This window comes from Bradyrhizobium sp. (genome assembly GCF_050014615.1).
Lineage (GTDB): Bacteria > Pseudomonadota > Alphaproteobacteria > Rhizobiales > Xanthobacteraceae > Bradyrhizobium.
In genome coordinates, this window is the sequence record NZ_JBEKCZ010000006.1 from 21,206 (window position 1) to 43,442 (window position 22,237).

The window sequence follows — 22,237 nt, forward strand, 5'->3', positions numbered from 1 at the left end:
CGTAACGTCGGTTCCCGAGCCATCAAGGCAAGCCTTAAGGAAACACCATGGACAAGAAGACCCACGATAAGGGACTGGAAATTCGCAAAGCGGTGCTGGGCGAAGCCTATGTCGCCAACGCCCTGAAAAATTCAGACGAATTCAACAAGCCGTTCCAGGAACTGGTCACCGAATATTGCTGGGGCGCGGTGTGGGGCCGCGAGGAACTGCCGCGCAAGACCCGCAGCATGCTCAATCTCTCCATGATCTCGATCCTCAACCGGCCGCACGAATTGCGGGCGCATATCAAGGGCGCCCTGACCAACGGCGTCAGCCGGGACGAGATTCGCGAAATCTTCATGCAGGTGGCGATCTATGCTGGCGTGCCGGCGGGCGTCGACAGCTTCCGCATTGCGCGCGAAGTGTTCGCTGAGCTGGACAAGGGTTGAGGGTTCCACTCCGGAATTCCGCCAGACCACGAGCCGTTTAAATCCGTCATTGCGAGCGAAGCGACGCAATCCATCGAGCCGCAGATGAAGAATGGATTGCTTCGTCGCTTCGCTCCTCGCAATGACGTTGAGAAGAAACCTTAGGGACACATCACCATGGACATCGGATTCATCGGCCTTGGGAAAATGGGCTTTCCCATGGCCCGCCGCCTGGTCGAGGCCAGGCATCAGCTCGTCGTATTCGACCAGCGCAAGGAAGCCGTCGACCAGCTGGTTGCGCTCGGCGCGCAGGCGGCTTCCTCGCCGAAAGACGTCGCCGACCGTGCCGAGACCGTGCTGGCGAGCCTGCCTTCGCTGCAGGCCTCGCTGGAGGTCGCAACCGGCAGCGGCGGCGTGATCGAAGGCAAAAGGGTAAAACGCTTCGTCGATCTCTCCACCGTCGGATCGCACATGGCGGTACGGATTCATGATCTGTTGGCGAAAAACAACATCGTGCAGCTCGACAGCCCCGTCAGCGGCGGTGTCGGCGGCGCCGAAAAGGGAACGCTCGCGGTCATGGTGTCGGGACCCAAGGCCGATTTCGAATCGATAAAACCCGCGCTCGACGTGATCGGCAAAGTGTTCTTCATCGGCGAAAAGCCCGGCTCGGCGCAGACCATGAAGCTCGCCAACAACCTGCTGTCGGCTACCGCCGTGGTCGCGACATCGGAGGCGGTGGTGATGGGCGTCAAATCGGGGCTCGATCCGGCCGTGATGATCGACGTGATCAATGCGGGCTCGGGCATGAACACCGCGAGCCGCGACAAGTTTCCGCGCTCGATCCTGCCGCGCAGCTTCGATTTCGGTTTTGCAACCGGACTGATGGTCAAGGATGTCCGGCTTTGCCTGGAAGAGGCCAAGGCGCTCGGGATGTCGCTGGAAGTCGCCGAAGCGGTCGGGCGGCTGTGGGAAGTCGTGATCCGCGAAATGGGCCCGGAGTCCGATTTCACCTCGGCGATCAAGCCGATCGAGAAAGCGGCCGGCGTGGTGGTGGGCGGAAAGTAAAACTAATTTCGTCGTCCCTGCATGGGCAGGGACGACGGCTCACAGCCACGGCGCCGGCCTGTCCATCGCGATCAGTTCGTCGACCTCGATGCGCGGCCGCACCACCGCATATTGATCGTCCTTGACCAGCACTTCCGGCACCAGCGCGCGGGTGTTGTAGGTGCCGGACTGCACCGCGCCGTAGGCGCCGGCGGTCATGATCGCCAAGAGGTCGCCGGCCCTGGGCTCGGGAAGGGTGCGGTCAAGCGCCAGATAATCGCCGGTCTCGCAGACCGGCCCGACCACATCGGCGACAATGGTGCGCGCGCCCTTGCCGGCCTCGCGGACCGGCAGGATGTCGTGATGCGCCTCATACAGCGTCGGCCGGATCAGGTCGTTCATCGCCGCATCGATGACGACAAAGTTCTTGGCGTCGCCGGGTTTCACATAGATCACGCGGGTGACGAGGATGCCGGCATTGCCGACGATCATCCGTCCCGGCTCGAACATCAGCGTGCAGCCGAGGTTATGCGTCACGCGCTTGACCATCGCGGCATAGGCATCCGGCGCCGGAGGCGGTTCGCGATCCATGTAGTAGGGAATGCCGAGGCCGCCGCCGAAATCGATATGCGAGATGGTGTGGCCGTCGGCGCGCAGCGTCTGCACGAATTCCGCCAGAATGCGGAACGCGGCTTCCATCCGGCTGAGGTCGGTGATCTGGCTGCCGATATGCATGTCGGTACCGGTCACCTCGATCCCCGGCAGCTTTGCGGCGCGGGCATAGACCGCGCGGGCGCGGGCGAGCGGGACGCCGAACTTGTTCTCGGATTTGCCGGTGGCGATCTTGGCATGGGTGCCGGCATCGACGTCGGGATTGATGCGGATCGAGATCCGCGCCGTCTTGCCGGACTCGACGGCCAGCCGCGACAGCAATTCGAGCTCAGGCTCGGATTCGACGTTGATGCACAGAATGTCTTGCGCCAGCGCCGCGCGCAGTTCGCTTTCGGTCTTGCCGACCCCGGAGAACACGATCTTGCGCGGCGGAATGCCGGCCGCCAGCGCACGCTTCAGCTCGCCGCCGGAAACCACGTCGGCGCCGGCGCCGAGCTTCGCCAGCGTACGCAGCACCGACTGGTTGGAATTGGCCTTCATGGCGTAACAGACCAGCGCCTTCTCGTCGGCAAAGGCGTCGCTGAAAACCCGGTAATGGCGCTCCAGGGTCGCGGTCGAATAACAATAGAACGGCGTGCCGACCGCCGTCGCCAGATCAGAGAGATTCACCGCCTCGGCGTGCAGCACGCCGTTGCGATAGTCGAAGTGATTCATGGCTAGTGTTCCAGTTCTAACATTCGCATCCCTTCGCAGCGAGTACCTTTGCGAATGTTAGAACCCAAAGGAACACTAGCAAAATTATGGTCCTGGTGCGGCCCTGGATTTGACATTCGCAACGAGGACTCGCGGAAAAACTGTAGCGAATGTCAAATCCACCGCACCAGCTCAGTTGCTATTCAGGAGCGGGTCGAGAGCGAACGGTTTCTTGGTGCCCTTGGCCGCGGTCGGCGGCGCATCGGCGCCAAAGCTCGGATTGTACACGCTCGGTTGGCTCGCCGGGTCGGTATCGGCATGCGCGGCGGCAGCCGGCTGCTGCTGCTGCGACGACGCGGTCGGCGGCAGATCCAGCGGCCCCTTGCGGCCGCAGCCTCCGAGCACAAGCACGGCGGCGCTCAAAAGGATGATGGCCCATCCCCGAGATATCGGGCGGTAGTTGCGATTCACGACAAAATCCCCAATGCGGCGGCACCATACAAAGATTGCCTTGGTCTGGCGAGACCTGCGGGCAAGTGAATTTCCCGCGAGAATCGCGGCTCAGCCCAATTTTCGCTCTTTTTCCAGTCGCTTGAGCCAGGCCTTGGCCTGCGCCAGGACGTTCCTCGGCGCGGTTCCGCCGTAGCTGGTGCGGCTCTTCACGGAGGCCTCGACCGACAGCACCGCCAATGCCGCGGCGGTAATCTTCGGCTCGATCGCCTGCATCGCCTGCAACGGCAGAAGATGCAGCGCGACGCCATCCGCGGCGGCCCTGGCGACGATGCGTCCGGTGACGTGATGGGCGTCGCGGAACGGCATTTTCAGCGTCCGCACCAGCCAGTCCGCCAGATCGGTGGCGGTGGCGTAGCCTTCGCCGGCCGCGGCCTTCATCCGCGCCTGGTCCGGCACGATATCGGCGACCATCCCGGTCATGGCCCGGATCGCCAGCGAGAGCGCCGCGAACGCCTCCATCGCGCCCTGCTTGTCCTCCTGCATGTCCTTTTGATAGGCCAGCGGCAGGCCCTTCATCACGATCAGCAAGCCGGTCAGCGCGCCGATCACCCGGCCGGTCTTGGCCCGCACCAGTTCGGCGGCGTCGGGGTTGCGCTTCTGCGGCATGATCGAGGAGCCGGACGTGAATTTGTCGCTGAGGCGCACCAGCCCGACCAGCGGCGAGGTCCAGATCACGATTTCCTCGGCGAAGCGCGACAAATGGACCGACGCGATTGCCGCCGCCGACAGGGTTTCGAGCACGAAATCGCGATCCGAAACCGCGTCGAGCGAATTGGCCATCGGCCGGTCGAAGCCGAGCGCCTTCGCGGTCGCGCTGCGATCGATCGGAAACGAGGTGCCGGCCAGCGCCGCGGCCCCGAGCGGCGATTCGTTCAGGCGCTTGCGCGCATCGGCGAAGCGGCCGCGGTCGCGCGCCGCCATCTCGACATAGGCGAGCAGATGATGCCCGAACGTCACGGGTTGCGCGGTCTGCAGATGCGTGAAACCGGGCATCACCGTGCCGGCATGTTCCAGCGCGCGCTGCGCCAGCACCTGCTGGAACGCGGCCAGCGCCGCATCGGTCTCGTCGATGGTGTCGCGGACGTAGAGCCGGAAATCGGTGGCGACCTGGTCATTGCGCGAACGCGCGGTGTGCAGCCTTCCCGCGGCAGGCCCGATCAGCTCGCCAAGCCGGCTCTCGACATTCATGTGAATGTCCTCGAGCGCGCGCTTGAAATCGAACGATCCCTTGCCGATTTCTGACAAAATCGTGTCTAGACCCCTGGCGATATTTTTCGCATCGTTTGCCGTGATAATGCCTTGCGCGGACAGCATCGCGGCATGGGCCTTGGACGCGGCGATGTCCTGGGCGTAAAGGTGGCGATCGACGTCGATGGAGACGTTGATTTCCTCCATGATCGCATCGGGACGCTCGCTGAACCGGCCGCCCCACATCTTGTTGCTCATGACCTGTTACTCATGACTTGTTACTTGTGCCTGCCATTCATCATTGCACCTGCATCATTGCGCCTGCCGAGGGAATGCGTCGTGCCGCCGGTGATGTAACCGAAGCCCTGCATAGCCGTATCTGATACAGGATGACAAACGATATGCCTGAACAACCCAATCCCCCTGCGGCTGCGACGCGGCGGATTCCCTATGTCGTCGGGGCCGTCCTGATCGGGGCCGTGATCGGATTTGCCGGGGTATACGGCTTTGGCGGGCTGAAACGCCGTGCGGCGGCCGGCGATTCCGCTTGCGCCGGGGCGGTCGAGCTTTCGCAAAGGCTGGCACCTTTGGCGCATGGCGAGGTGGCCGCGCTGACCATGGCGACGGCGCCGCTGAAGCTGCCGGACCTCGCCTTCGAAGACGGCGACGGCAAGCCCAGAAAGCTCTCGGAATGGCGCGGCCGCACGGTGCTGGTGAACCTGTGGGCGACCTGGTGCGTGCCCTGCCGCAAGGAGATGCCCGCGCTCGAAAACCTGCAAATCAAGCTCGGCGGGCCGAAATTCGAGGTGGTCGCGATCAATATCGATACCCGCGATCCGGAAAAACCGAAGAATTTCCTCAAAGACGCCCATCTGACCCGAATCGGCAATTTCAGCGATCAGAAAGCCAAGGTTTTTCAGGATCTTAAATCGATCGGCCGGGCGCTGGGCATGCCCACTTCGGTGCTGGTCGATGGCCAGGGCTGCGAGATCGCCACCATCGCCGGCCCCGCGGAATGGGCCAGCGACGATGCCGTCAAGCTAATCACGGCGGCGGTAACGCCTCCGGGCTAACCTGCCTTGTTACGCTTCGTCGGCGATGCCGTTGCGCAGCAGGCCGATCCGGTCGATCTCGACCTCCACGACGTCGCCGGGCTTCATCCACAATGGCGGGGTTCGCCGTGAGCCGACGCCGCCGGGCGTGCCGGTGGCGATCACGTCGCCGGGTTCCAGCCGCGTGAACGACGAGCAGTATTCGATCTGGCGCGGAATATCGAAAATCATCTGACTGATGGTCGCGTCCTGAACCACCTCGCCATTGAGGCGGGTTTGCAGCCGCAGCGGCGCCAGATCGCCGGCCTCGTCCGGCGTCACCATCCAGGGTCCGAACGCGCCGGTTCCCGGAAAATTCTTGCCCGGCGTGAACTGATGGGTGTGACGCTGATAATCGCGGACACTGCCTTCATTATAGCAGGCGTATCCCGCGATGTGGTCCCACGCCTTCGCACGCGAAATATACCGGCCCGGCGTGCCGATGATGACGGCGAGTTCGCCTTCGAAATCGAGATCCTTCGATACGCGCGGGCGGATGATGTTGGCGAGATGCCCGGTCTGGCTGTTGGCGAAGCGGCCGAACACGGTGGGGTTCTCGACCTCGGTGCGGCCGGTTTCCTTGCGGTGCGTCTCGTAATTGAGGCCGATGCAGAGGATCTTGTCGGGATTGGGAATCACCGGCAGCCAGCTGATGCCGGTGATCGGATGCCGCGCGGCCTTCGGCGCCGCGGCGGCGGCCTGCGCCAGCGCGCCGGCGGCGATGGCGGATTTCAGATCGGGAAACTGATTGCGCAGCAGCGCGCCGACGTCGACCGCTTCGGCGCCGTCGATGAGGCCCCAGCTGGTGACGCCGTTGATTTTGAAACTTGCGAACTTCATTGGATGTGTCCTGATGTTTGAGTGCGACGGTGTTGGAGGGAATTAGACGGCACGCGCGGCCATTGGGGCCATGCTGGCGAAGCGTGCAATGGTGCGTTCCGGGAATATCAGCGCGAACGCCGCGATAGCGCCGACGATCAGGATGCCGGCGGTGAATGTCATGGCGTAGGCATAGCCGAGCGCGACGTTGGCTCCGGCCTCGCCGACGATCCAGCCGGTCAGCGCATTCGAGAGCAGCGCCGACGCCGCGTTGCCGGAATAGATCACGACGATCAGCCGTCCACGCTGGACGGCCGGCGCCACCGCGCCAAGCGCGACCGGTCCGAAGATCGTGGTCAGGCTCGGCGCCGCAAAGGCGATCGCAATACAGACCAGCTGCAACGGTCCGGTGGTGACGAGGGTGAGCAGCAGCGCACAACCGGCGGCGAGCAACGCCAGTCCTGACGTGTTGCCGAGGCAGGCGCGCAGGCTCCAGCCGCTGCGCTGCATGATCTGCGTGATCCAGGAGCCGCCGAGCAGCAGCGGCGACTGGAACAGATAGATGCCGAAGATGATCCAGCCGACGTCGGTCGGCTTGTAGCCGAGGCCGAGTTGCAGATAGGGCGGCAGCCAGGTCGCCGACATGCCGACGATCCAGTACGACATCGTCGACATGATGATGACGCCGATCACGGTCGGATCGCCCCACAGCAGCTTCGCCGGCACCGTCGCAGCCGACGGCAGCGCGTCGTGGCTGGCATGGGTGGCGGCGTACGGCCCTTCGCCACCGATCACGACCCACGCCAGCATCCAGGCCAGACCGAGCAGGCCGCAGACCAAGAAGCCGGTGCGCCATCCGTAATTGACGATGATGGCGGTGAGAAACGGGCCGCCGACGAGGAGCCCGACGCTGATGCCCTGCAGCACCACCGCGCTCGGCACGCTGCGCCTGTCGGCGGCGAACCAGTTGTAACAGGCGTGCAGCGCGGTCGGCAGCCCCGGACCTTCGCCGGCGCCGAGAACGATGCGGCAGGCGATCAGCACTGCGACGGAACTCGAGAAGAAGATCGGGATCTGCGTCGCCGACCACACCGCCGCAAGGATGATCAGAATCCATTTGGTCGGAAAGCGCCCGATCACGAACAGCCCGACCGCCATGCCCGACAGCGAGAACAACAGAAAGAAACTGCTGCCGATCAACCCGAATTCTTTCGGCGACAGCGCCAGCTCCTTCATCATCGGCACCGCCGACAGGCCGAACACCAGCTTGTCGAAGAAGTTCAGCGTCTGGAACAGAAACAGCATGATGACAACGGCGAAAGCCCGGCCTCGCCCGGCCGGCTCCGCACTTATCGCTTGCGATGGTGTCATGGCTGTTTCCCCGTATGGTCCATTTTGTTATTGCGTTGCTTCATTGCAGCCGTGACGAGAGATCGGACATCATCGCGGCGAGCGATGTCGCATCGGCGCTGACGCCGAACACGTAATGATCGGGACGCACGATCGCCGCGGCGCATTGGTACCGACCGAACCAGCGCGCGACGACGCCGCTTTCTTCCGTCACCGTCTTTTCGCCAGCGTTGCCGTCGGCCGTACCGACACGGATGATCCGCAGTCCGAGGTCGCGCGCCGGACCATCGGCGATGGAGGAGGTTGCAAGGCCACTGCCGCCATCGATGACGAGGCGCCATCCGGTGCCACAGGCGGCATCAAGCAATCGTCGCCCTTCGGCGGTCTTGATCCACGGTTGCGGAAACAGCGTGCCGTTGGCCGCGTGCGAGGCATTGGCGAGCAATCCGCGCTGCAGCGGCGGGACGATGTCCTGCCGGGTGATGGTGCGGGGTTCGCCGTTGCCTTCGGCGAGGATACGGGCGTCGCGCGCTTCGGCTGCAACCGGATCGCGCTCACAGATGACGTGGCCGATCGCCTTGATCCGGGTGGTGAGTTCGCGCACATGGGCGCTGCGCTCCTCGCCATAGCTATCGAGCAGAGCCGCGCTCGACTGGCCGCGCAATACCCGATCGAGTTTCCAGACCAGATTGGCGACGTCGCGGATGCCCTGGCACATGCCCTGACCGATGAAGGGCGGCTGCTGGTGAGCGGCGTCACCCGCCAGCAACACGCGCCCGCGCCGCCATTCCTCCGCCACCAGCGCGTGGAAGCGGTAACTCGCCGCGCGCCACAGCGTGGCGCCGGCAGGCGTCAGCCATTTTTCGAGCAGTCGCCAGACCTGGTCTGGCTCTTCCATGGCGCGCGGGTCTTCGCCCGGCAGCAACATGATTTCAAAGCGGCGATGCTGGCCGGGGCCGATGATGAAGCTGGTCGGCCGCGCCGGATCGCAGAACTGCGCCGCGGTCTGCGGCAATTTTGCAAGCGCGGCGTCACCGACCTGCAGGTCCACCACCAGCCACGGCTCGTCGAACACCAGGTCTTCAAAGGGTATGCCGAGCTGCTGTCGCACGGTGCTGGAGGCGCCATCGCAGGCGATGACATAATCTGATGTGACCGTGCGCGTCTCGCCGCTATCGCTGCGCAGATGCAGCGTGACGCCGTCGGTCGATTGCGCGAAACTGACGAGTTCAATGCCGAGTTCGACCGTCACGCTGCGATAGGACTGCGCGTGGTGCCGCAACGCCGCCTCCACCGGCGGCTGCGTGAACACCATGCTCGGCGTGTACCCCAGCGGGTAAGGCTCCGGCACCATGTCGATGCGCCGGATCAATTGTCCCCTGGCGCCGAAATGCTGCGAGGCCGGAAACGGCGCGATATAGGGGCGCACGCGCTCGGCCACGCCGAGATTGTCCAACAGCCGCAGGATCTCGTGATCGATCGCGATCGCGCGCGGCTTGTCGTAGACCGCGCGCTGCCGGTCGATCGCCAGCGTGCGGATGCCGCGGTCGCCGAGCAGGCTGGTCGCCACCACGCCCGAGGGACCGAAGCCCACGATCACGACCTGAAACTCGTTCGGTTTGATCGCGGTCGACATCGACGCTGTTCGGTGGATTTCAGCTTGCATAGGGGATCGCGACCTGCGCCGCCTTGACGTGATCCGCCTTGGGCGGCGCGATGCCCCACTGATCGGTGCGGCCCGGCGGCCAGACCCATTCGCTCGGACCGCGAAAAACATAGCTGTCGTCGACCTGCAGCACTTCGGCGGTGTATTCGATGACGAAGCCGACCGGGTCGATGAAGTACGCAAACACATTATCGCCGGGGCCGTGGCGTCCGACGCCCCAGGCGATCGGAAAACCATTATCGATCATGCGTCCGGAGCCCCGCATCACGGCTTCGAGATCGGGCATCTGGAAAGCCACGTGGTTGAGCCCGTTGACGTTGGCCTCGGTGATCACCACGGCGTGGTGATCACTGTTGCAGCGGACGAAGGCCATCATCTTCGAGCGGTCGGTGAGGCGGAAGCCGAGCGCCTTCTCATAGAACCCCGCCGACGCATCGACATCGATGCTGTTGAGATTGACGTGGGCCAGTCGCTGGGGCCGATCGGCCCTAGGATTTTTGGCGGCGTGCACGGCATCGCCATGCACAAAGCGCAGCAGGCCGCCTTCCGGTCCGCGCACGGTCATGACGCTGCCGCCATCCGGCGCTTCGTTCGGCACCACCGGGGAGATAATATGACCGCCCTGCACGACGACATTGTCCGCGACCGCGGCAAAGTCGTCCATCGAGGCAACGCGAAACGTCACCGCGCGCAGTTCCGGCCGCGTACTTGCGTGCAACGCCACGACATGATGATCACCGCCATCGGCGCGCAGATACACCACGCCGTTGTGACGCGCGACCACCCCCAGTCCCCACACCGCGACGTAAAACTGCTCGGAGCGATCGAGATCCGGCGTCCCGAGATCGACACTGCGCAAAGCCGTGATGGGAAACCGGGTCACCGCGCTCATCCTTGCAAGATCGCCGCCGCCGAGATTGCCAAAAACGGCCCAGCGACTTATCTTATATAAAACCTACTTTCAAAAATAAATCTATAAATTATCAGATCTGATGTTAGAATATATAGGATAAGATTCGAGCGGCGGCCGAAGGAGGCGAGCGCGTGGACACCACAGCGGCACTTCAGTTGGCCCCCGCGCCGTCGACGCAGGCGAGCAATGTCTATGACCGGTTGCGCGAAGACCTGCTGTCCGGAAGGCTCGCGCCCTCACGCAAGCTGCAGATGCGCGTCCTGATCGAGATGTATCAGACCGGACAGACGCCGCTGCGCGAAGCGCTCAACCGGCTGACCGCCGACGGGCTGGTCGAAGTGCGCGAGCAGCGCGGTTTCTATGTCAGGGACATCAGCCGCGCCGAGCTGGCCGAGCTCACCAAGACGCGCTGCTGGGTGGAGAGCCTGGCGTTGCGCGAATCGATGGCGGCCTCGACGCCGCCTTGGGAGGAGCAGCTATTGCTGGCGCAGCATCGCTTGGGTCGAACGCCGCGCTCGCTGAACCAGACCGAATTCGAGGACAATCCCGAATGGGAGCGGCTGCATCGTATTTACCACCGGACGCTGATCGGACATTGCGGATCGGCGTCGCTGGTCGCCTTCTGCGGACAGCTCGCCGATCAGCTCTACCGCTACCGGCGGCTTTCGATCCGCAAAGCGTTCCCGTCGCGCCATGTCGGCGACGAGCATCTCGCCATCACCAACGCCGTGATGAGCGGCGACGCCGACGAGGCGGTGAAACTGCTCACGGCGCATTACCAGAAAACCGCCGACGTGATCCTGCAGGACGAGGCGATTTTCCCGGAACTGCGCAGGGAGCAACAGCTCGGCTAGGGCGCCGGTATTGTGTCGGCGCGCGTCGGATAAAACTCTCCCGATCTGGCTTGGCGGGCACCGAAGCGAACTCGCATACGGCGGCACAGAGCCAGCCAAGGCTCGGCGGGCGGTCTGGATGGCCGCCATCCCGGCGCTCAGTTCCTCCACGATGGTAACCGAAACTGAATCGTGCCGCCGCGCCTTGGTCCCGCGCGCAAGAGGAAAACCCCGTCATGTCGAGACTAGCCATCGCGTTTGTGTCGGCACTGGCTGCGACCGCGGCCAATGCGCAAGATACCAAGTCTGGACAATCGCAAACGCCGGCCGCTGCCAGCGCGAATGGAACACGGCCGTTCCTATTTGATGGACGAATGCCAGGTGATGGCGTCCGGCAGGGAGCGCTCGCCGGCGATCATCACCCCAACGCTGGCGTCATCGTCGTGCCACCGAAAGCAAGCCAGCCTGAGCGCGAACGATAAGTCCGCGGACCCGTGACGCGGCAGAATCTCTAGGCCGAGACGTCGACATTGCCGCCGACACCGTCCGCCACATTGGCCAACGACGAAGCATCTTGCGCGCCCGTCCCCAGCAGCGTCTGGACCGCGGATTTCTCCGCGTCGGCGTTCGACTTCAAGATGTCGGTGGCGACCTGCGTCTGGAACTTGCCCGCTTGAAGGGCCATAGCCGCGAATACTAGACTCATATCCATACAAACATCCCCAAGCCGCCAGAATACCGGGCAGGCCTTAACGATCCATTTCCTCTCTTGGGATCAGGCCGCGTTTGCCGCGAAAGCGGCGCCGAGGGTGCGCAGCGCCCGGCGCGTCCGTGGATCAGACAGTTTGGAATGAAGGATGACCTCGCGGGACGGCAGCGGGGGCAGACCCAGCCGTGGTCCGAGATCGACGGTGCCGGATGGTGCCACCCGGCGCGCCAGCGCCGCCACCGCCAGACCCGCGGAAATCGCAGCACCAATGGTTGCCAGCCCGCCGCCGACAAACACCTCGGTCCAGGACACGCCCGCAGCATCGAGAGCACCGATCGCCATGGCGCGCACGCTGCAAGGCTCGGCCTGGGTCGCAAGCCGCAGCGGCTCGCCGCGCTCGCGATGAAAATCGGGCGCGGCCATCCAGCCGAATGGCTCTTCGAACAACACATCGCCGTCGCGGCGATGGGCGTCGTGCCCGAGCACGATCGCAGCGTCCAGCGTACCGCCGTCGAACGCCTCCAGCACGACGCGCGAGGTGTCGATATGCAATTCCAACACCAGCCCGGGATCGGTGGCGCTCATGCGCTTTAATAAAGCGGCCAGTTCGGCGCCGACGATGTGATGGCTGATGCCGACGACCAGGCGGCGATGTTCGACGGCAAAAGCCCCGATCGCCGACTGATGCGCGGCGACGAGATTGCGCGCCGCGCCGAGAAAGGCGCTGCCCTCCGCGGACAGCCGAACCAGCCGCGGGGTTCGCTCCAGCAGCCGCCGGCCGAGCCCCTGTTCCAGGCGCTTGATCTTCAGGCTGACTGCGGACTGCGTGGTGTCCATCGCCTCCGCGGCACGGGTGAAGCTGTTCAGGTCAGCCACCAGGACAAAGGCCTGGACCGCCTCGACATCGAGCGCTTTCATGGTCATTCATTTATATATGAAATCATTGAAATAGTATTTCATATCGTTTTTAAATGGTCAAGAAGCTCCTATCTTTGGTCTGTGCCCAACGACCAACACAGGAGAATCACCATGCCGCTGACACGCGTTTCACTGAGGCGCGGCAAGCCCGCCCCTTACCGCAAGGCCATTCTTGAAGGCCTCTATCAGGCCATGCGCGAGACCTTCGATGTCCCCGAGGGCGACCGCTTCATGACCGTGACCGAGCATGACCAAGACGATTTCGTTTATGGCGCGGATTATCTCGGCATCCAGCGCAGCGACGATCTGGTCATCATTCAGATCACCGTCAGCAACACGCGCCCGACGGCACAAAAGCAAAAGCTCTATCGGCGCATCGTCGAACGATTGACCGAAAATCCCGGCCTGCGGCCTGAGGACATTTTCATCAATCTGGTCGAGGTGCTTCCGGAAAACTGGTCTTTCGGCCACGGCCAGGCGCAGTACGTCAAGTGACCGCGATGCCCGCGCTGTCGCCGCGCATGAGCGGAGTTGCAGTGATGCGCTGCCGTCAGAACGATACGCGCGTGGCTCTTGCCGCCCATCTGCTCGGGCTCGGGGCGGGCGCGACGATGATTATCGGCCTCGCCCCCGCCGCCCTGGCGTTGGTACGGGCCTTGATCTGAGTAAAGAGAGCGGGGGAGCTACCGCGTCGGAACCGGCTTGTCGCCGCGATAGTCGTAGAAGCCGCGCTGGGTCTTGCGGCCGAGCCAGCCGGCCTCGACATATTTTACCAATAGCGGACACGGCCGGTATTTGGAGTCCGCCAGACCTTCATGCAGCACCTGCATGATCGACAGACAGGTGTCGAGGCCGATGAAATCGGCGAGTTCAAGCGGCCCCATCGGGTGGTGCGCACCGAGCTTCATCGCAGCATCGATCGCCTCGACGTTGCCGACGCCCTCATACAGCGTGTAGATCGCCTCATTGATCATCGGCAGCAGGATGCGGTTGACGATGAAGGCCGGAAAATCTTCGGAAACCGCGATATGCTTGCCGAGCCGGGTGACGAAATCCTTGGCGGCGTCGAAGGTGGTGTCGTCGGTGGCGATGCCGCGGATCAGTTCGACCAGTTCCATCAGCGGAACCGGGTTCATGAAGTGAATGCCGATGAAACGTTCGGGCCGATCGGTCGACGCGGCCAGCCGCGTGATCGAGATCGACGAGGTGTTGGAGGCGATGATGGCGCTCGGTTTCAGCACCGCGCAGACATCGTGAAAGATCTTGCGCTTGATCTCTTCCTTTTCCACCGCGCTCTCGATCACCAGATCGCAATCCGACAATCCGTCCATGGTGTCGGCGGAAACGATCCGTTCCAGCGCCTGCTTGCGCGCGTCCTCGGTAACGATCTTCTTGGAGACCTGACGCGACAAATTGCCGTTGATGGTCGCCATGGCGGACTTCAGCCGGTCGGTGGACACATCGTTGAGCACCACGTCGAACCCGGCCAGCGCCGCCACATGCGCGATGCCGTTGCCCATCTGGCCCGAACCAATCACGCCGACCTTCTTGATCATAACCGCCATTTTGCCATCTCACCGGAGCGACGCCTACAGCGCCGCTCATTCCCTTGCCCGTATTCTTATCGCAAATCGGTCGCCATTTTGCGAAATATACCCGTCGTTCCGATCCTGGTTTCGATCTTAGTTACTTTCCGAGCTTGCCGATCGCTTCGGTCAGTTCGGGAACCGCCTGATACAGATCCGCGACCAGGCCGTAATCGGCAACCTGGAAGATTGGGGCGTCCTCATCCTTGTTGATGGCGACGATGACCTTGGAATCCTTCATGCCGGCGAGATGCTGGATCGCGCCGGAAATGCCGATCGCGATATAGAGTTCCGGCGCCACCACCTTGCCGGTCTGGCCGACCTGCCAGTCGTTCGGCGCATAGCCGGCGTCAACCGCGGCGCGCGAGGCGCCGACGCCGGCGCCGAGCTTGTCGGCAAGCGGCTCGATATATTTGGCGAAATTCTCGCGGCTCTGCATGGCGCGGCCGCCGGAAACGATGATCTTGGCCGACGTCAGTTCGGGACGATCGCTCTTGGCGACTTCCTCGCCGACAAAACTCGACAAACCGGGATCGGCCGCAGTCGCGGCATTTTCCACGCTCGCGCTGCCGCCGTCGCCGGCCGCGGCGAAGGTCGAGGTGCGCACGGTGATCACCTTCTTGGCGTCTTTCGATTTCACCGTCTGGATCGCGTTGCCGGCATAGATCGGCCGCTCGAACGTATCGGGCGAAATCACCTTGATGATTTCCGACACCTGCATCACGTCGAGCAAAGCGGCGACGCGCGGCATCACATTCTTGAAGCGCGAGGTCGCGGGCGCGACGAAGGCGTCGTAGCCAGGGGCCAGCGCCACGATCAGCGCCGCCAGCGGCTCGGCGAGGTCGTGGGCATAGGCGGCGTTGTCCGCGAGCAGCACCTTCTTGACACCCGCGAGCTTGGCGGCGGCGTCCGCGGCGGCCTTGGCATTTTCGCCGGCCACCAGCACATGCACTTCGCCGCCGAGCGCGGCGGCGGCGGTCAGCGCCTTGTTGGTCGAGTCCTTGACCGAGGCATTGTCGTGTTCGGCAATCAACAGCGTCGTCATCTAGAGAACCCCAGCTTCATTCTTGAGCTTCGACACCAACTCGGCGACGTCCTTGACCTTGACGCCGCCCTTGCGGCCCGGCGGTTCGGTGGTCTTGAGGATTTCGAGATGGGCGGTGAGATCGACGCCGTAATCGGACGCGCTCTTGTCGGCGATCGGCTTCTTCTTCGCCTTCATGATGTTGGGCAGGCTGGCGTAACGCGGCTCGTTCAGCCGCAGGTCGGTGGTGACGATCGCCGGCCCCTTCAGTTTCACGGTTTGCAGGCCGCCGTCGACTTCGCGCGTCACCTTGAAATCGGAACCATCGACCTCGAGCTTGGAGGCAAAGGTCGCCTGCGACCATCCGAGCAGAGCGGCCAGCATCTGGCCGGTCTGATTTGAATCGTCGTCAATCGCCTGCTTGCCGAGAATCACCAGGCCGGGCTTTTCCTCATCGGCAATGGCCTTGAGAATCTTCGCCACCGCCAGCGGTTCGACATTGCCGTCCGCCTTGACCAGGATGCCGCGGTCGGCGCCCATGGCCAATCCCGTGCGGATGGTTTCAGCCGCCTGCGCCGGACCGATCGAGACCACCACGACCTCGGTTGCCTTGCCGGCCTCTTTCAGGCGCAGGGCCTCCTCGACGGCGATTTCGTCGAACGGATTCATCGACATCTTGACGTTGGACAGTTCGACGCCCGATCCGTCGCTCTTGACGCGGACCTTGACGTTGTAATCGACCACCCGCTTTACCGGCACCAGAACCTTCATCGACCCTCTTTCGCTTGAATTTCAGGTTTGTTCAGCTTGGGCGCGGAACCTAAAGCCCCCGCCAACCCCGGTCAACGCGCGAAGGCCAAAAATCGCCCCGACAGGGCGCGGTCAGCGGTTCTGGCCGGGGACCCACAAGACGTCCCCGGCGCCGTTATTGTTGACGGCGCGGCTGGCGACGAACAGGAAATCCGACAACCGGTTGATATACTGGATCGCCGCATCGCTGACCGGCTCGTTGGGCTGGGCCGCGAGTTCCACCATCATCCGTTCCGCCCTGCGGCATATGGTGCGGGCCAGATGCAGATACGCCGCGGCCGGCGTGCCGCCGGGCAGTATAAACGAGGTCAAGGGCGCCAGCGGCCCATTCAGGCTGTCGATGTCGCGTTCGAGACGTTCGACCTGGCTCGACAGCATCCGCAACCGTTCCGCCTTGCCCTCGCGCTGGGGTACCGCAAGATCGGCGCCGAGATCGAACAGATCGTTCTGGATCAGGCCCAGCATCGCATCGAGCGCGCGCGCCTCCGTCAGATGCAGCCGCACGATGCCGATGGCGGCGTTGGTCTCATCGACGGTTCCATAGGCGCCGATGCGCAGGTCGTATTTCGGGCGGCGTTCGCCGCTGCCGAGCGCCGTGGTGCCGTCATCGCCGGTCCGCGTGTAGATACGATTGAGGACGACCATATCCGGCTCCTTCGGCTTCAGCGGCCCATCGCCCAGACCGCGAGCATGGTGATGACGATCGCGACGAATTGCAGCAATACCCGCAACCGCATCAGTTTCTGCGAGCGATTCGGCGATCCGCCCCGCATCATATTGATAAGGCCAAGCAGCAGCACCAATGCTACGGCACCGACTGCGACGGGAAGAAGGATCATACTCAGGAATGAAGCCATTGGCGCTACATAACACCGCCCCGGGCGCTCCGCCATCGCCGCATCGAACCGGCCCCCATGCAACGATCTGGCTTTTAACTCAATAATATCAGAAGGTAGGCTAGCGCCCTGTTTTCGGGATTTGTTAATCCGATAAAACCCCTCTGCCGCAGGTCAGGACGAATCGTGAGGCGATTACGCTACATCTTTCATGTCAGCCTCGATGCGTTCTACACGTTCCTGGCCGATGACGGCTGGGCGATCGCCAGCCATATCGCGCTGTCGACATTGATGGCGCTGTTTCCGTTTCTGATCGTGCTGACGTCGCTGGCCGGATTTTTCGGCTCAAAGGAGCTCGCCGATCAGGCCGCGGGATTGTTGCTGCAGGTCTGGCCGAAGCAGGTCGCCGATGCGCTGTCCGGCCAGATCCACGACGTCATGACGACCACCCGCGGCGACATCCTGACCATCGGCGCGGTGCTCGCGGTGTATTTCGCCTCCAATGGCGTCGAAGCCCTGCGCGTCGCGCTCAACCGCGCCTATTCGGTGATCGAGCCGCGGCGCTGGTACTGGCTGCGGCTGGAATCGATCGGCTACACGCTGATCGCCGCCGTCACCTCGCTGGTGATGGCGTTCCTGATCGTGCTCGGCCCCCTGATCATCGAGGCGGTACGGCGGCACATTCCACTTGTCGTGGAATCCAACGAGCAATTTCTCAATGTTTCGCGCTACGGCATCACCATTGCGGCCCTGATCGTCGCCCTGTTTATTCTGCACGCATGGCTTCCGGCCGGCCGCCGCGGCTTCCTGCAGATCCTGCCGGGCATCATCTTCACCCTGGTGGCGTCGCTGGTATCGGGCATCGTGTTCGGACAATATCTCGCGCGCTTCGCCAACAATTACGTGACCATGTATGCCGGCCTGGCGTCGGTCATCATCGCGCTGGTGTTCCTGTATTTCATCGCCGCGATCTTCGTGTATGGCGGCGAACTGAACGCGGCGATCATCAAGTCGCAGCTGCCGCACGGCGTGTCGCTTCAAGCAGCGCAGTCGCTAAAGCCCTCGGAGACACGGGCTTGACCAGAAACGCATCCGCGCCGGCCGCGCGCGAGGCCGCCTCGTCGTCGCCGCGGCCCGACACCCCGATGATGGCGATGCGGCCGAGCGGCGGGCCCAGTTCGCGAATGCGCCGGATCGCCTCGATGCCGTTGATACCCGGCAACACCATGTCCATCAGCACCGCATCGAAGCCGCCTTGCGCGATCCGTTCGGTGGCGGCCTCGCCGCGCCCGATAAATTCCGCCTGATGACCAAGCTCGGTCAGAACCGCATTGAGCACGACACGGCCGAACGGATTGTCCTCGACGCTGAGGATGCGCAACGCCTGTACGGGGTCGGGTGAAGCATCGGTATTCAAGCCTGAGTGCGGGGCTTTCGATGCCTTGGCGCGGGTCAACGACACCGTCAATGTGAAGGTGGTGCCGCCTCCGCGCCGCTGCGCCACCAGGATGTCGCCCCCCATCGCCCGCGCCAGCGCCTTCACCGACGACAATCCGAGGCCGGCACCACCGAAGCGCGAGGCGATGCCGACATTGGCCTGCGAAAACGGCCGGAACAGGCGTTTGACCTCGTGCAGCGTGAGCCCGATCCCGCTGTCCGAAATCGCAAAGGCGACGCCGATCTTGCCCCTGGTGTCGCGCATCGATTTGACCGACAGCGCGACGCCACCGCGCTCGGTGAATTTGATCGCATTGTCGATCAGGTTTTCCAGTGCCGCGCGCAGGCGAACCGGGTCGCCGATCACGAACGCTGGAAGTTTTTCGGAAATCTCGACGTCGGACTGCAAGCCCTTGGCCGTCGCCCGGCCGGCCAGCGAATCCCCCGCGTTACGGGCCAGCGTGCGCAAATCGAAGAAATCCTGCCGCGCGCCAAATCCGGAATGGCCGCTGCTGGCGGCATCGACAAACAAGGTCGCCAGGCTGGCGAGGTGTTCGGCGCCGGCCTTGATGGTGTCGACCCAGCGCCGCTCGCGTTCGTCGAGGCCGGACGTCGCCAGGAGATCGCTGATCGCCAGAATGCCGGTCAGCGGCGTGCGGACCTCGTGCGCGAATGCGGCCAGCGCCGTCTCGACGATGCCGGGGGCGGGCGTCCTGACGGCGCGTTTGCGCGCCTTGCCGACGGCAAGATTTGCAGCGCGTTTTTTCGGCGTCCGCTTGGGGCGCCGTGAGCGCGATTTCGACGCCATGATTCCCCCGACCCGGCCGCCGCCAGCATGCCATGGCGGGCTGGCGGGAGTCACGCCGAAGCGCGTTTTCCACTTGCCGTTGGTGTGCGGCAAACCCCGAAAAACTACGGTAAACCGACCAAACGGCGGATTTCAGCCGGCGTTGTCCCCCCGGCGCGCAATTCGCGCAGACCGGTGGCCGCGGTCGATTTCGACAGCTTCTGTCCCGCACCGTCTAGGATGAGACCGTGATGCCGGTAGGCCGGCTGTGGCAGGCCAAGCAGCTGCTGCAGCAGGCGATGCAGGCTGGTCGACCAGAACAGATCCTGGCCCCGCACCACCTCGGTGACGCCCTGCAAGGCGTCGTCGATGGCCACCGAGAGGTGATAGCTGGTCGGCGTCTCCTTGCGCGCCAGGATGACGTCGCCCCACGCCTGCGGCCGGGCCGCAACCGTGCCGGTCTCGCCATCAGGACCTTCGCCGCGCTCGGTCCAGCCGAGGTTGCCCGCGCGCGCGCACGCGGCCGCCATATCGAGCCGCAGGGCGTAAGGGACATCCGATTCCAGCAGCCCCGCGCGCTCATCGGGTGAAAGCAACCGCGCCGAGCCGGGATAATGCGGCGCCCCGTCGGGGTCGCGCGGCCAGCGGCCGTGCGCCTCTCGCTGCGCCACCAATCCCGCGATCTCCGCACGGCTCTCGAAGCTCGGATAGACCAGCCCTTGGGCCGATAGGTCTTCGAGCGCGGCACGATAATCGGCGAGGTGTTCGGATTGCCGCCGCACGGGATGCTCCCAGCCGATGCCGAGCCAGGCCAAATCCTCGTACATCGCGGTCTCGAATTCCGGCTTGCAGCGCGCAGCGTCGATATCCTCGATGCGCAGCAGGAAACGTCCGCCGGCCTGACCCGCCAGGTCGAAATTCAGCAACGCCGAATAAGCGTGGCCGAGATGCAGATAGCCGTTCGGGCTCGGCGCAAAACGGAACACAGGCGGCGGCATTGATCTCTCAAGAATTCCCAAGACTGTCATTGCCGGACTTGATCCGGCAATCCATCCTTCGTGAGAGTCTGTTACGATAGGAGATGGATGCGCGGGTCAAGCCCGCGCATGACGAACTTTGAGATGATATTGCTGCAATGACCGTCCACCTCAACACCCAGGCCGACCTCGAAGGCGCCGTCCACGCGCTGGTGCAGCAGGACCCGCGGCTGCTGCCGATTTTGCAGCTGGCGGGCATGCCGGCGCTGCGGCGGCGCGACCCCGGCTATGCGGGTTTGGCCGCGATCGTCTGCGGCCAGCAATTGTCCACCGCCAGCGCCGCGGCGATCTGGGCTCGCCTCATCGCCGCGTTCGATCCGTTTCATCACGAGACGCTGCGCCGCGCCCGCGCTGAGCGTCTCGGCCGGCTCGGACTGTCGGCGGCGAAGATCAAGACCCTGAAGAGTCTGGCGCGCGAAATTGCCGCGGAGCGCCTTGATCTTGAGGCCCTGGCGAACGAAGACGCCGACACCGCGCACGACGCGCTGACGGCATTGCATGGCATCGGCCCATGGACCGCCGATGTCTATCTGCTGTTCTGTCTGGGCCATGGCGACGCCTGGCCCGCGGGCGATCTCGCCGTGCAGGAAGCGGTCAAGATCGGGCTCGGACTTCGGACGCGACCGACCGCGAAGGAGATGGCGCCACTGGCGGAGCCCTGGCGCCCGCTGCGCGGTGCCGCGGCGCATTTGTGGTGGACCTATTACCGGGTGCTGAAAAAGCGCGAGGGCGTAATTGGCGAAACAGAAAACCCGCCGCAAAAAGCGAACGCTGTTTTAAACAAGATATCTGTTGCAAAACGGTCATCGGCAAAAGCAAAGATCACGGCAGCGAAAAGGCCGGGATCGAAAAAATGAAATCCACCGACTTCATCGTTGCCCGCGACGACCTGCAGCAATGCAAAATTGTCGAGACTCAATTGCCCGATGCCGCCGCGCTGCCCGACGAGGCGCTGCTGGTCAAAGTCGATCGCTTCGCGTTCACCGCCAACAATATCACCTATGCCGTTCTCGGCGATCAGTTGAAATACTGGCAGCTGTTTCCGGCACCCGACCATTTCGGCAACATTCCGGTGTGGGGATTTGGCGACGTGATCGCGTCGCGTCATCCCGGCATCACCGTAGGGGAACGGCTGTTCGGCTATTTTCCGATGGCAACGCATCTGGTGATCGAGGCCGCCGACGTCAGCAAGCGCGGCCTGCGCGACGCCGCGGCGCATCGCCAAGGCGTGGCGCCGGTCTACAACGCCTATGCGCGCGTCAGTGGCGATGCTGCCTTCGCCGGCCGCCAGGGCGATTATCAGGCGCTGCTGCGGCCGCTGTTCATGCTGTCGTTTCTGGTCGATGACTTCTTGAGCGAGAACGAATTTTACGGCGCGCGCAGCGTCATGCTCTCCAGCGCGTCCAGCAAGACCGCGTTCGGCCTCGCGCATCTTTTGCATCTACGCAAGAATATCCACGTGACCGGACTGACGTCGGCGGGCAATACCGATTTCGTCCAGTCGCTCGGCTGCTACGACGAGGTGGTGACCTATGACCGCGTGACATCGCTGCCATCGGATTCACCCGTCGCCTACGTGGACATGGCCGGCAACAGCGATTTGCGCGCGACGCTGCACCGGCATTTCGGCGACCAGATGAAATATTCCGGACGCATCGGGCTGACCCATCGCAGTTCATCGCCGGACGAGCCGGAATTGCCGGGCGCAAAACCGGTCTGGTTTTTTGCCCCAGACCAGATCCGCAAGCGTGCCAAAGAATGGGGCCCCGGCGGTATCGACATGCGGTTTGGCGCGGCATGGTCGGGCTTCGCGCCGATGCTGGATCGGTGTCTCGAGGTCATCGAGGGCCGCGGAGGCGCGGCGGTGAAGCAAAGCTATCTCGATACGCTCAACGGCCGCGTGCCGCCTCATCAGGGCCATATCCTGTCGCTGGCGGACTGAGAAGACAGCACGGCGCGCGCTT

At 63.7% G+C, this 22,237-nt stretch carries 25 protein-coding genes; 9 read left to right on the forward strand and 16 right to left on the reverse strand.

Annotation, left to right across the window (positions count from 1 at the left end; genetic code table 11):
- The first annotated feature begins 47 nt into the window (after positions 1-47).
- Entirely contained in the window at positions 48-428 is a 381-nt protein-coding gene (locus tag ABR948_RS01830; protein WP_428113628.1) for a carboxymuconolactone decarboxylase family protein, read from the forward strand.
- Positions 429-584: 156 nt separating this feature from the next.
- Complete coding sequence (locus tag ABR948_RS01835) at positions 585-1,472, forward strand: NAD(P)-dependent oxidoreductase (protein ID WP_428113630.1); 888 nt, start codon at positions 585-587, stop codon at positions 1,470-1,472.
- A 39-nt stretch (positions 1,473-1,511) separates the two neighbouring features.
- Here the strand turns inward: ABR948_RS01835 and lysA are convergent, their stop codons facing one another.
- From lysA to argH, 3 genes are all read right to left on the reverse strand, one after another.
- Entirely contained in the window at positions 1,512-2,777 is a 1,266-nt protein-coding gene (lysA, locus tag ABR948_RS01840; protein WP_428113632.1) for a diaminopimelate decarboxylase, read from the reverse strand.
- A 171-nt stretch (positions 2,778-2,948) separates the two neighbouring features.
- Positions 2,949-3,227 carry an LPS translocon maturation chaperone LptM gene (gene lptM / locus ABR948_RS01845; protein WP_428113633.1) on the reverse strand — a complete coding sequence of 93 codons (279 nt, stop codon included), beginning with the start codon at positions 3,225-3,227 and terminating at the stop codon, positions 2,949-2,951.
- A gap of 90 nt (positions 3,228-3,317) precedes the next feature.
- Positions 3,318-4,715 (reverse strand): argininosuccinate lyase, encoded by a 1,398-nt coding sequence (argH, locus tag ABR948_RS01850; protein WP_428113635.1) that lies wholly within the window; start codon positions 4,713-4,715, stop codon positions 3,318-3,320.
- Positions 4,716-4,858: 143 nt separating this feature from the next.
- On the opposite strand from argH, the gene tlpA reads away from it, so the two are divergent.
- On the forward strand, positions 4,859-5,530 hold the full coding sequence (gene tlpA, locus ABR948_RS01855) for a thiol:disulfide interchange protein TlpA (RefSeq protein ID WP_428113636.1): 672 nt from the start codon (positions 4,859-4,861) through the stop codon (positions 5,528-5,530).
- A gap of 9 nt (positions 5,531-5,539) precedes the next feature.
- Here tlpA and ABR948_RS01860 read toward each other — a convergent pair whose 3' ends face one another.
- From ABR948_RS01860 to ABR948_RS01875, 4 genes are read right to left on the reverse strand one after another with little or no spacing between them, the layout of a single operon-like run.
- On the reverse strand, positions 5,540-6,388 hold the full coding sequence (locus tag ABR948_RS01860) for a fumarylacetoacetate hydrolase family protein (RefSeq protein ID WP_428113638.1): 849 nt from the start codon (positions 6,386-6,388) through the stop codon (positions 5,540-5,542).
- A gap of 42 nt (positions 6,389-6,430) precedes the next feature.
- A complete protein-coding gene (locus tag ABR948_RS01865) occupies positions 6,431-7,738 on the reverse strand; it encodes an MFS transporter (RefSeq protein WP_428113639.1) in 1,308 nt (435 codons plus the stop codon).
- Positions 7,739-7,778: 40 nt separating this feature from the next.
- Complete coding sequence (mhpA, locus tag ABR948_RS01870) at positions 7,779-9,353, reverse strand: bifunctional 3-(3-hydroxy-phenyl)propionate/3-hydroxycinnamic acid hydroxylase MhpA (RefSeq protein ID WP_428113641.1); 1,575 nt, start codon at positions 9,351-9,353, stop codon at positions 7,779-7,781.
- Between the two features lie 19 nt (positions 9,354-9,372).
- Positions 9,373-10,266, reverse strand: coding sequence for a VOC family protein (locus tag ABR948_RS01875; RefSeq protein ID WP_428113643.1), 894 nt, complete (start codon positions 10,264-10,266; stop codon positions 9,373-9,375).
- A gap of 161 nt (positions 10,267-10,427) precedes the next feature.
- On the opposite strand from ABR948_RS01875, the gene ABR948_RS01880 reads away from it, so the two are divergent.
- Entirely contained in the window at positions 10,428-11,150 is a 723-nt protein-coding gene (locus tag ABR948_RS01880) for a GntR family transcriptional regulator (RefSeq protein ID WP_428113644.1), read from the forward strand.
- A gap of 490 nt (positions 11,151-11,640) precedes the next feature.
- On the opposite strand, the gene ABR948_RS01885 is transcribed toward ABR948_RS01880, so the two are convergent.
- Both ABR948_RS01885 and ABR948_RS01890 read right to left on the reverse strand, forming a co-directional pair.
- The gene (locus ABR948_RS01885; RefSeq protein WP_428113646.1) at positions 11,641-11,841 is read right to left on the reverse strand and encodes a putative motility protein; all 201 of its coding nucleotides are present in this window, start codon (positions 11,839-11,841) and stop codon (positions 11,641-11,643) included.
- A 63-nt stretch (positions 11,842-11,904) separates the two neighbouring features.
- The gene (locus ABR948_RS01890; RefSeq protein WP_428113648.1) at positions 11,905-12,762 is read right to left on the reverse strand and encodes a LysR family transcriptional regulator; all 858 of its coding nucleotides are present in this window, start codon (positions 12,760-12,762) and stop codon (positions 11,905-11,907) included.
- 105 nt (positions 12,763-12,867) lie between these two features.
- On the opposite strand from ABR948_RS01890, the gene ABR948_RS01895 reads away from it, so the two are divergent.
- Positions 12,868-13,251 carry a tautomerase family protein gene (locus tag ABR948_RS01895; RefSeq protein ID WP_428113650.1) on the forward strand — a complete coding sequence of 128 codons (384 nt, stop codon included), beginning with the start codon at positions 12,868-12,870 and terminating at the stop codon, positions 13,249-13,251.
- Between the two features lie 5 nt (positions 13,252-13,256).
- The gene (locus ABR948_RS01900; RefSeq protein WP_428113651.1) at positions 13,257-13,421 is read left to right on the forward strand and encodes a hypothetical protein; all 165 of its coding nucleotides are present in this window, start codon (positions 13,257-13,259) and stop codon (positions 13,419-13,421) included.
- 18 nt (positions 13,422-13,439) lie between these two features.
- Here ABR948_RS01900 and ABR948_RS01905 read toward each other — a convergent pair whose 3' ends face one another.
- From ABR948_RS01905 to ABR948_RS01925, 5 genes are all read right to left on the reverse strand, one after another.
- Positions 13,440-14,321, reverse strand: coding sequence for a 3-hydroxybutyryl-CoA dehydrogenase (locus tag ABR948_RS01905; protein ID WP_428113652.1), 882 nt, complete (start codon positions 14,319-14,321; stop codon positions 13,440-13,442).
- A 121-nt stretch (positions 14,322-14,442) separates the two neighbouring features.
- Positions 14,443-15,387, reverse strand: coding sequence for an electron transfer flavoprotein subunit alpha/FixB family protein (locus ABR948_RS01910; protein ID WP_428113654.1), 945 nt, complete (start codon positions 15,385-15,387; stop codon positions 14,443-14,445).
- Positions 15,388-16,137, reverse strand: coding sequence for an electron transfer flavoprotein subunit beta/FixA family protein (locus ABR948_RS01915; protein ID WP_428113655.1), 750 nt, complete (start codon positions 16,135-16,137; stop codon positions 15,388-15,390). It abuts the gene before it with no gap.
- Between the two features lie 111 nt (positions 16,138-16,248).
- Positions 16,249-16,821, reverse strand: a complete 573-nt coding sequence (locus ABR948_RS01920) for a cob(I)yrinic acid a,c-diamide adenosyltransferase (RefSeq protein WP_428113656.1) — start codon at positions 16,819-16,821, stop codon at positions 16,249-16,251.
- Positions 16,822-16,838: 17 nt separating this feature from the next.
- Positions 16,839-17,033, reverse strand: a complete 195-nt coding sequence (locus tag ABR948_RS01925; protein WP_428113657.1) for a twin transmembrane helix small protein — start codon at positions 17,031-17,033, stop codon at positions 16,839-16,841.
- Between the two features lie 165 nt (positions 17,034-17,198).
- On the opposite strand from ABR948_RS01925, the gene ABR948_RS01930 reads away from it, so the two are divergent.
- A complete protein-coding gene (locus tag ABR948_RS01930; protein WP_428113658.1) occupies positions 17,199-18,092 on the forward strand; it encodes a YihY/virulence factor BrkB family protein in 894 nt (297 codons plus the stop codon).
- On the opposite strand, the gene ABR948_RS01935 is transcribed toward ABR948_RS01930, so the two are convergent.
- Complete coding sequence (locus ABR948_RS01935; RefSeq protein WP_428113660.1) at positions 18,019-19,257, reverse strand: ATP-binding protein; 1,239 nt, start codon at positions 19,255-19,257, stop codon at positions 18,019-18,021. The two genes, ABR948_RS01930 and ABR948_RS01935, sit on opposite strands and share 74 nt — an antisense overlap.
- Before the next feature lie 104 nt (positions 19,258-19,361).
- Complete coding sequence (gluQRS, locus tag ABR948_RS01940) at positions 19,362-20,234, reverse strand: tRNA glutamyl-Q(34) synthetase GluQRS (protein WP_428113662.1); 873 nt, start codon at positions 20,232-20,234, stop codon at positions 19,362-19,364.
- Positions 20,235-20,371: 137 nt separating this feature from the next.
- Between gluQRS and ABR948_RS01945 the strand changes: the two genes are divergently transcribed.
- Both ABR948_RS01945 and ABR948_RS01950 read left to right on the forward strand, forming a co-directional pair.
- Positions 20,372-21,130 carry a DNA-3-methyladenine glycosylase family protein gene (locus ABR948_RS01945; protein ID WP_428113664.1) on the forward strand — a complete coding sequence of 253 codons (759 nt, stop codon included), beginning with the start codon at positions 20,372-20,374 and terminating at the stop codon, positions 21,128-21,130.
- Positions 21,127-22,215 (forward strand): DUF2855 family protein, encoded by a 1,089-nt coding sequence (locus tag ABR948_RS01950; protein WP_428113666.1) that lies wholly within the window; start codon positions 21,127-21,129, stop codon positions 22,213-22,215. Before ABR948_RS01945 ends, ABR948_RS01950 begins: the two co-directional genes overlap by 4 nt.
- Positions 22,216-22,237 lie beyond the last annotated feature (22 nt).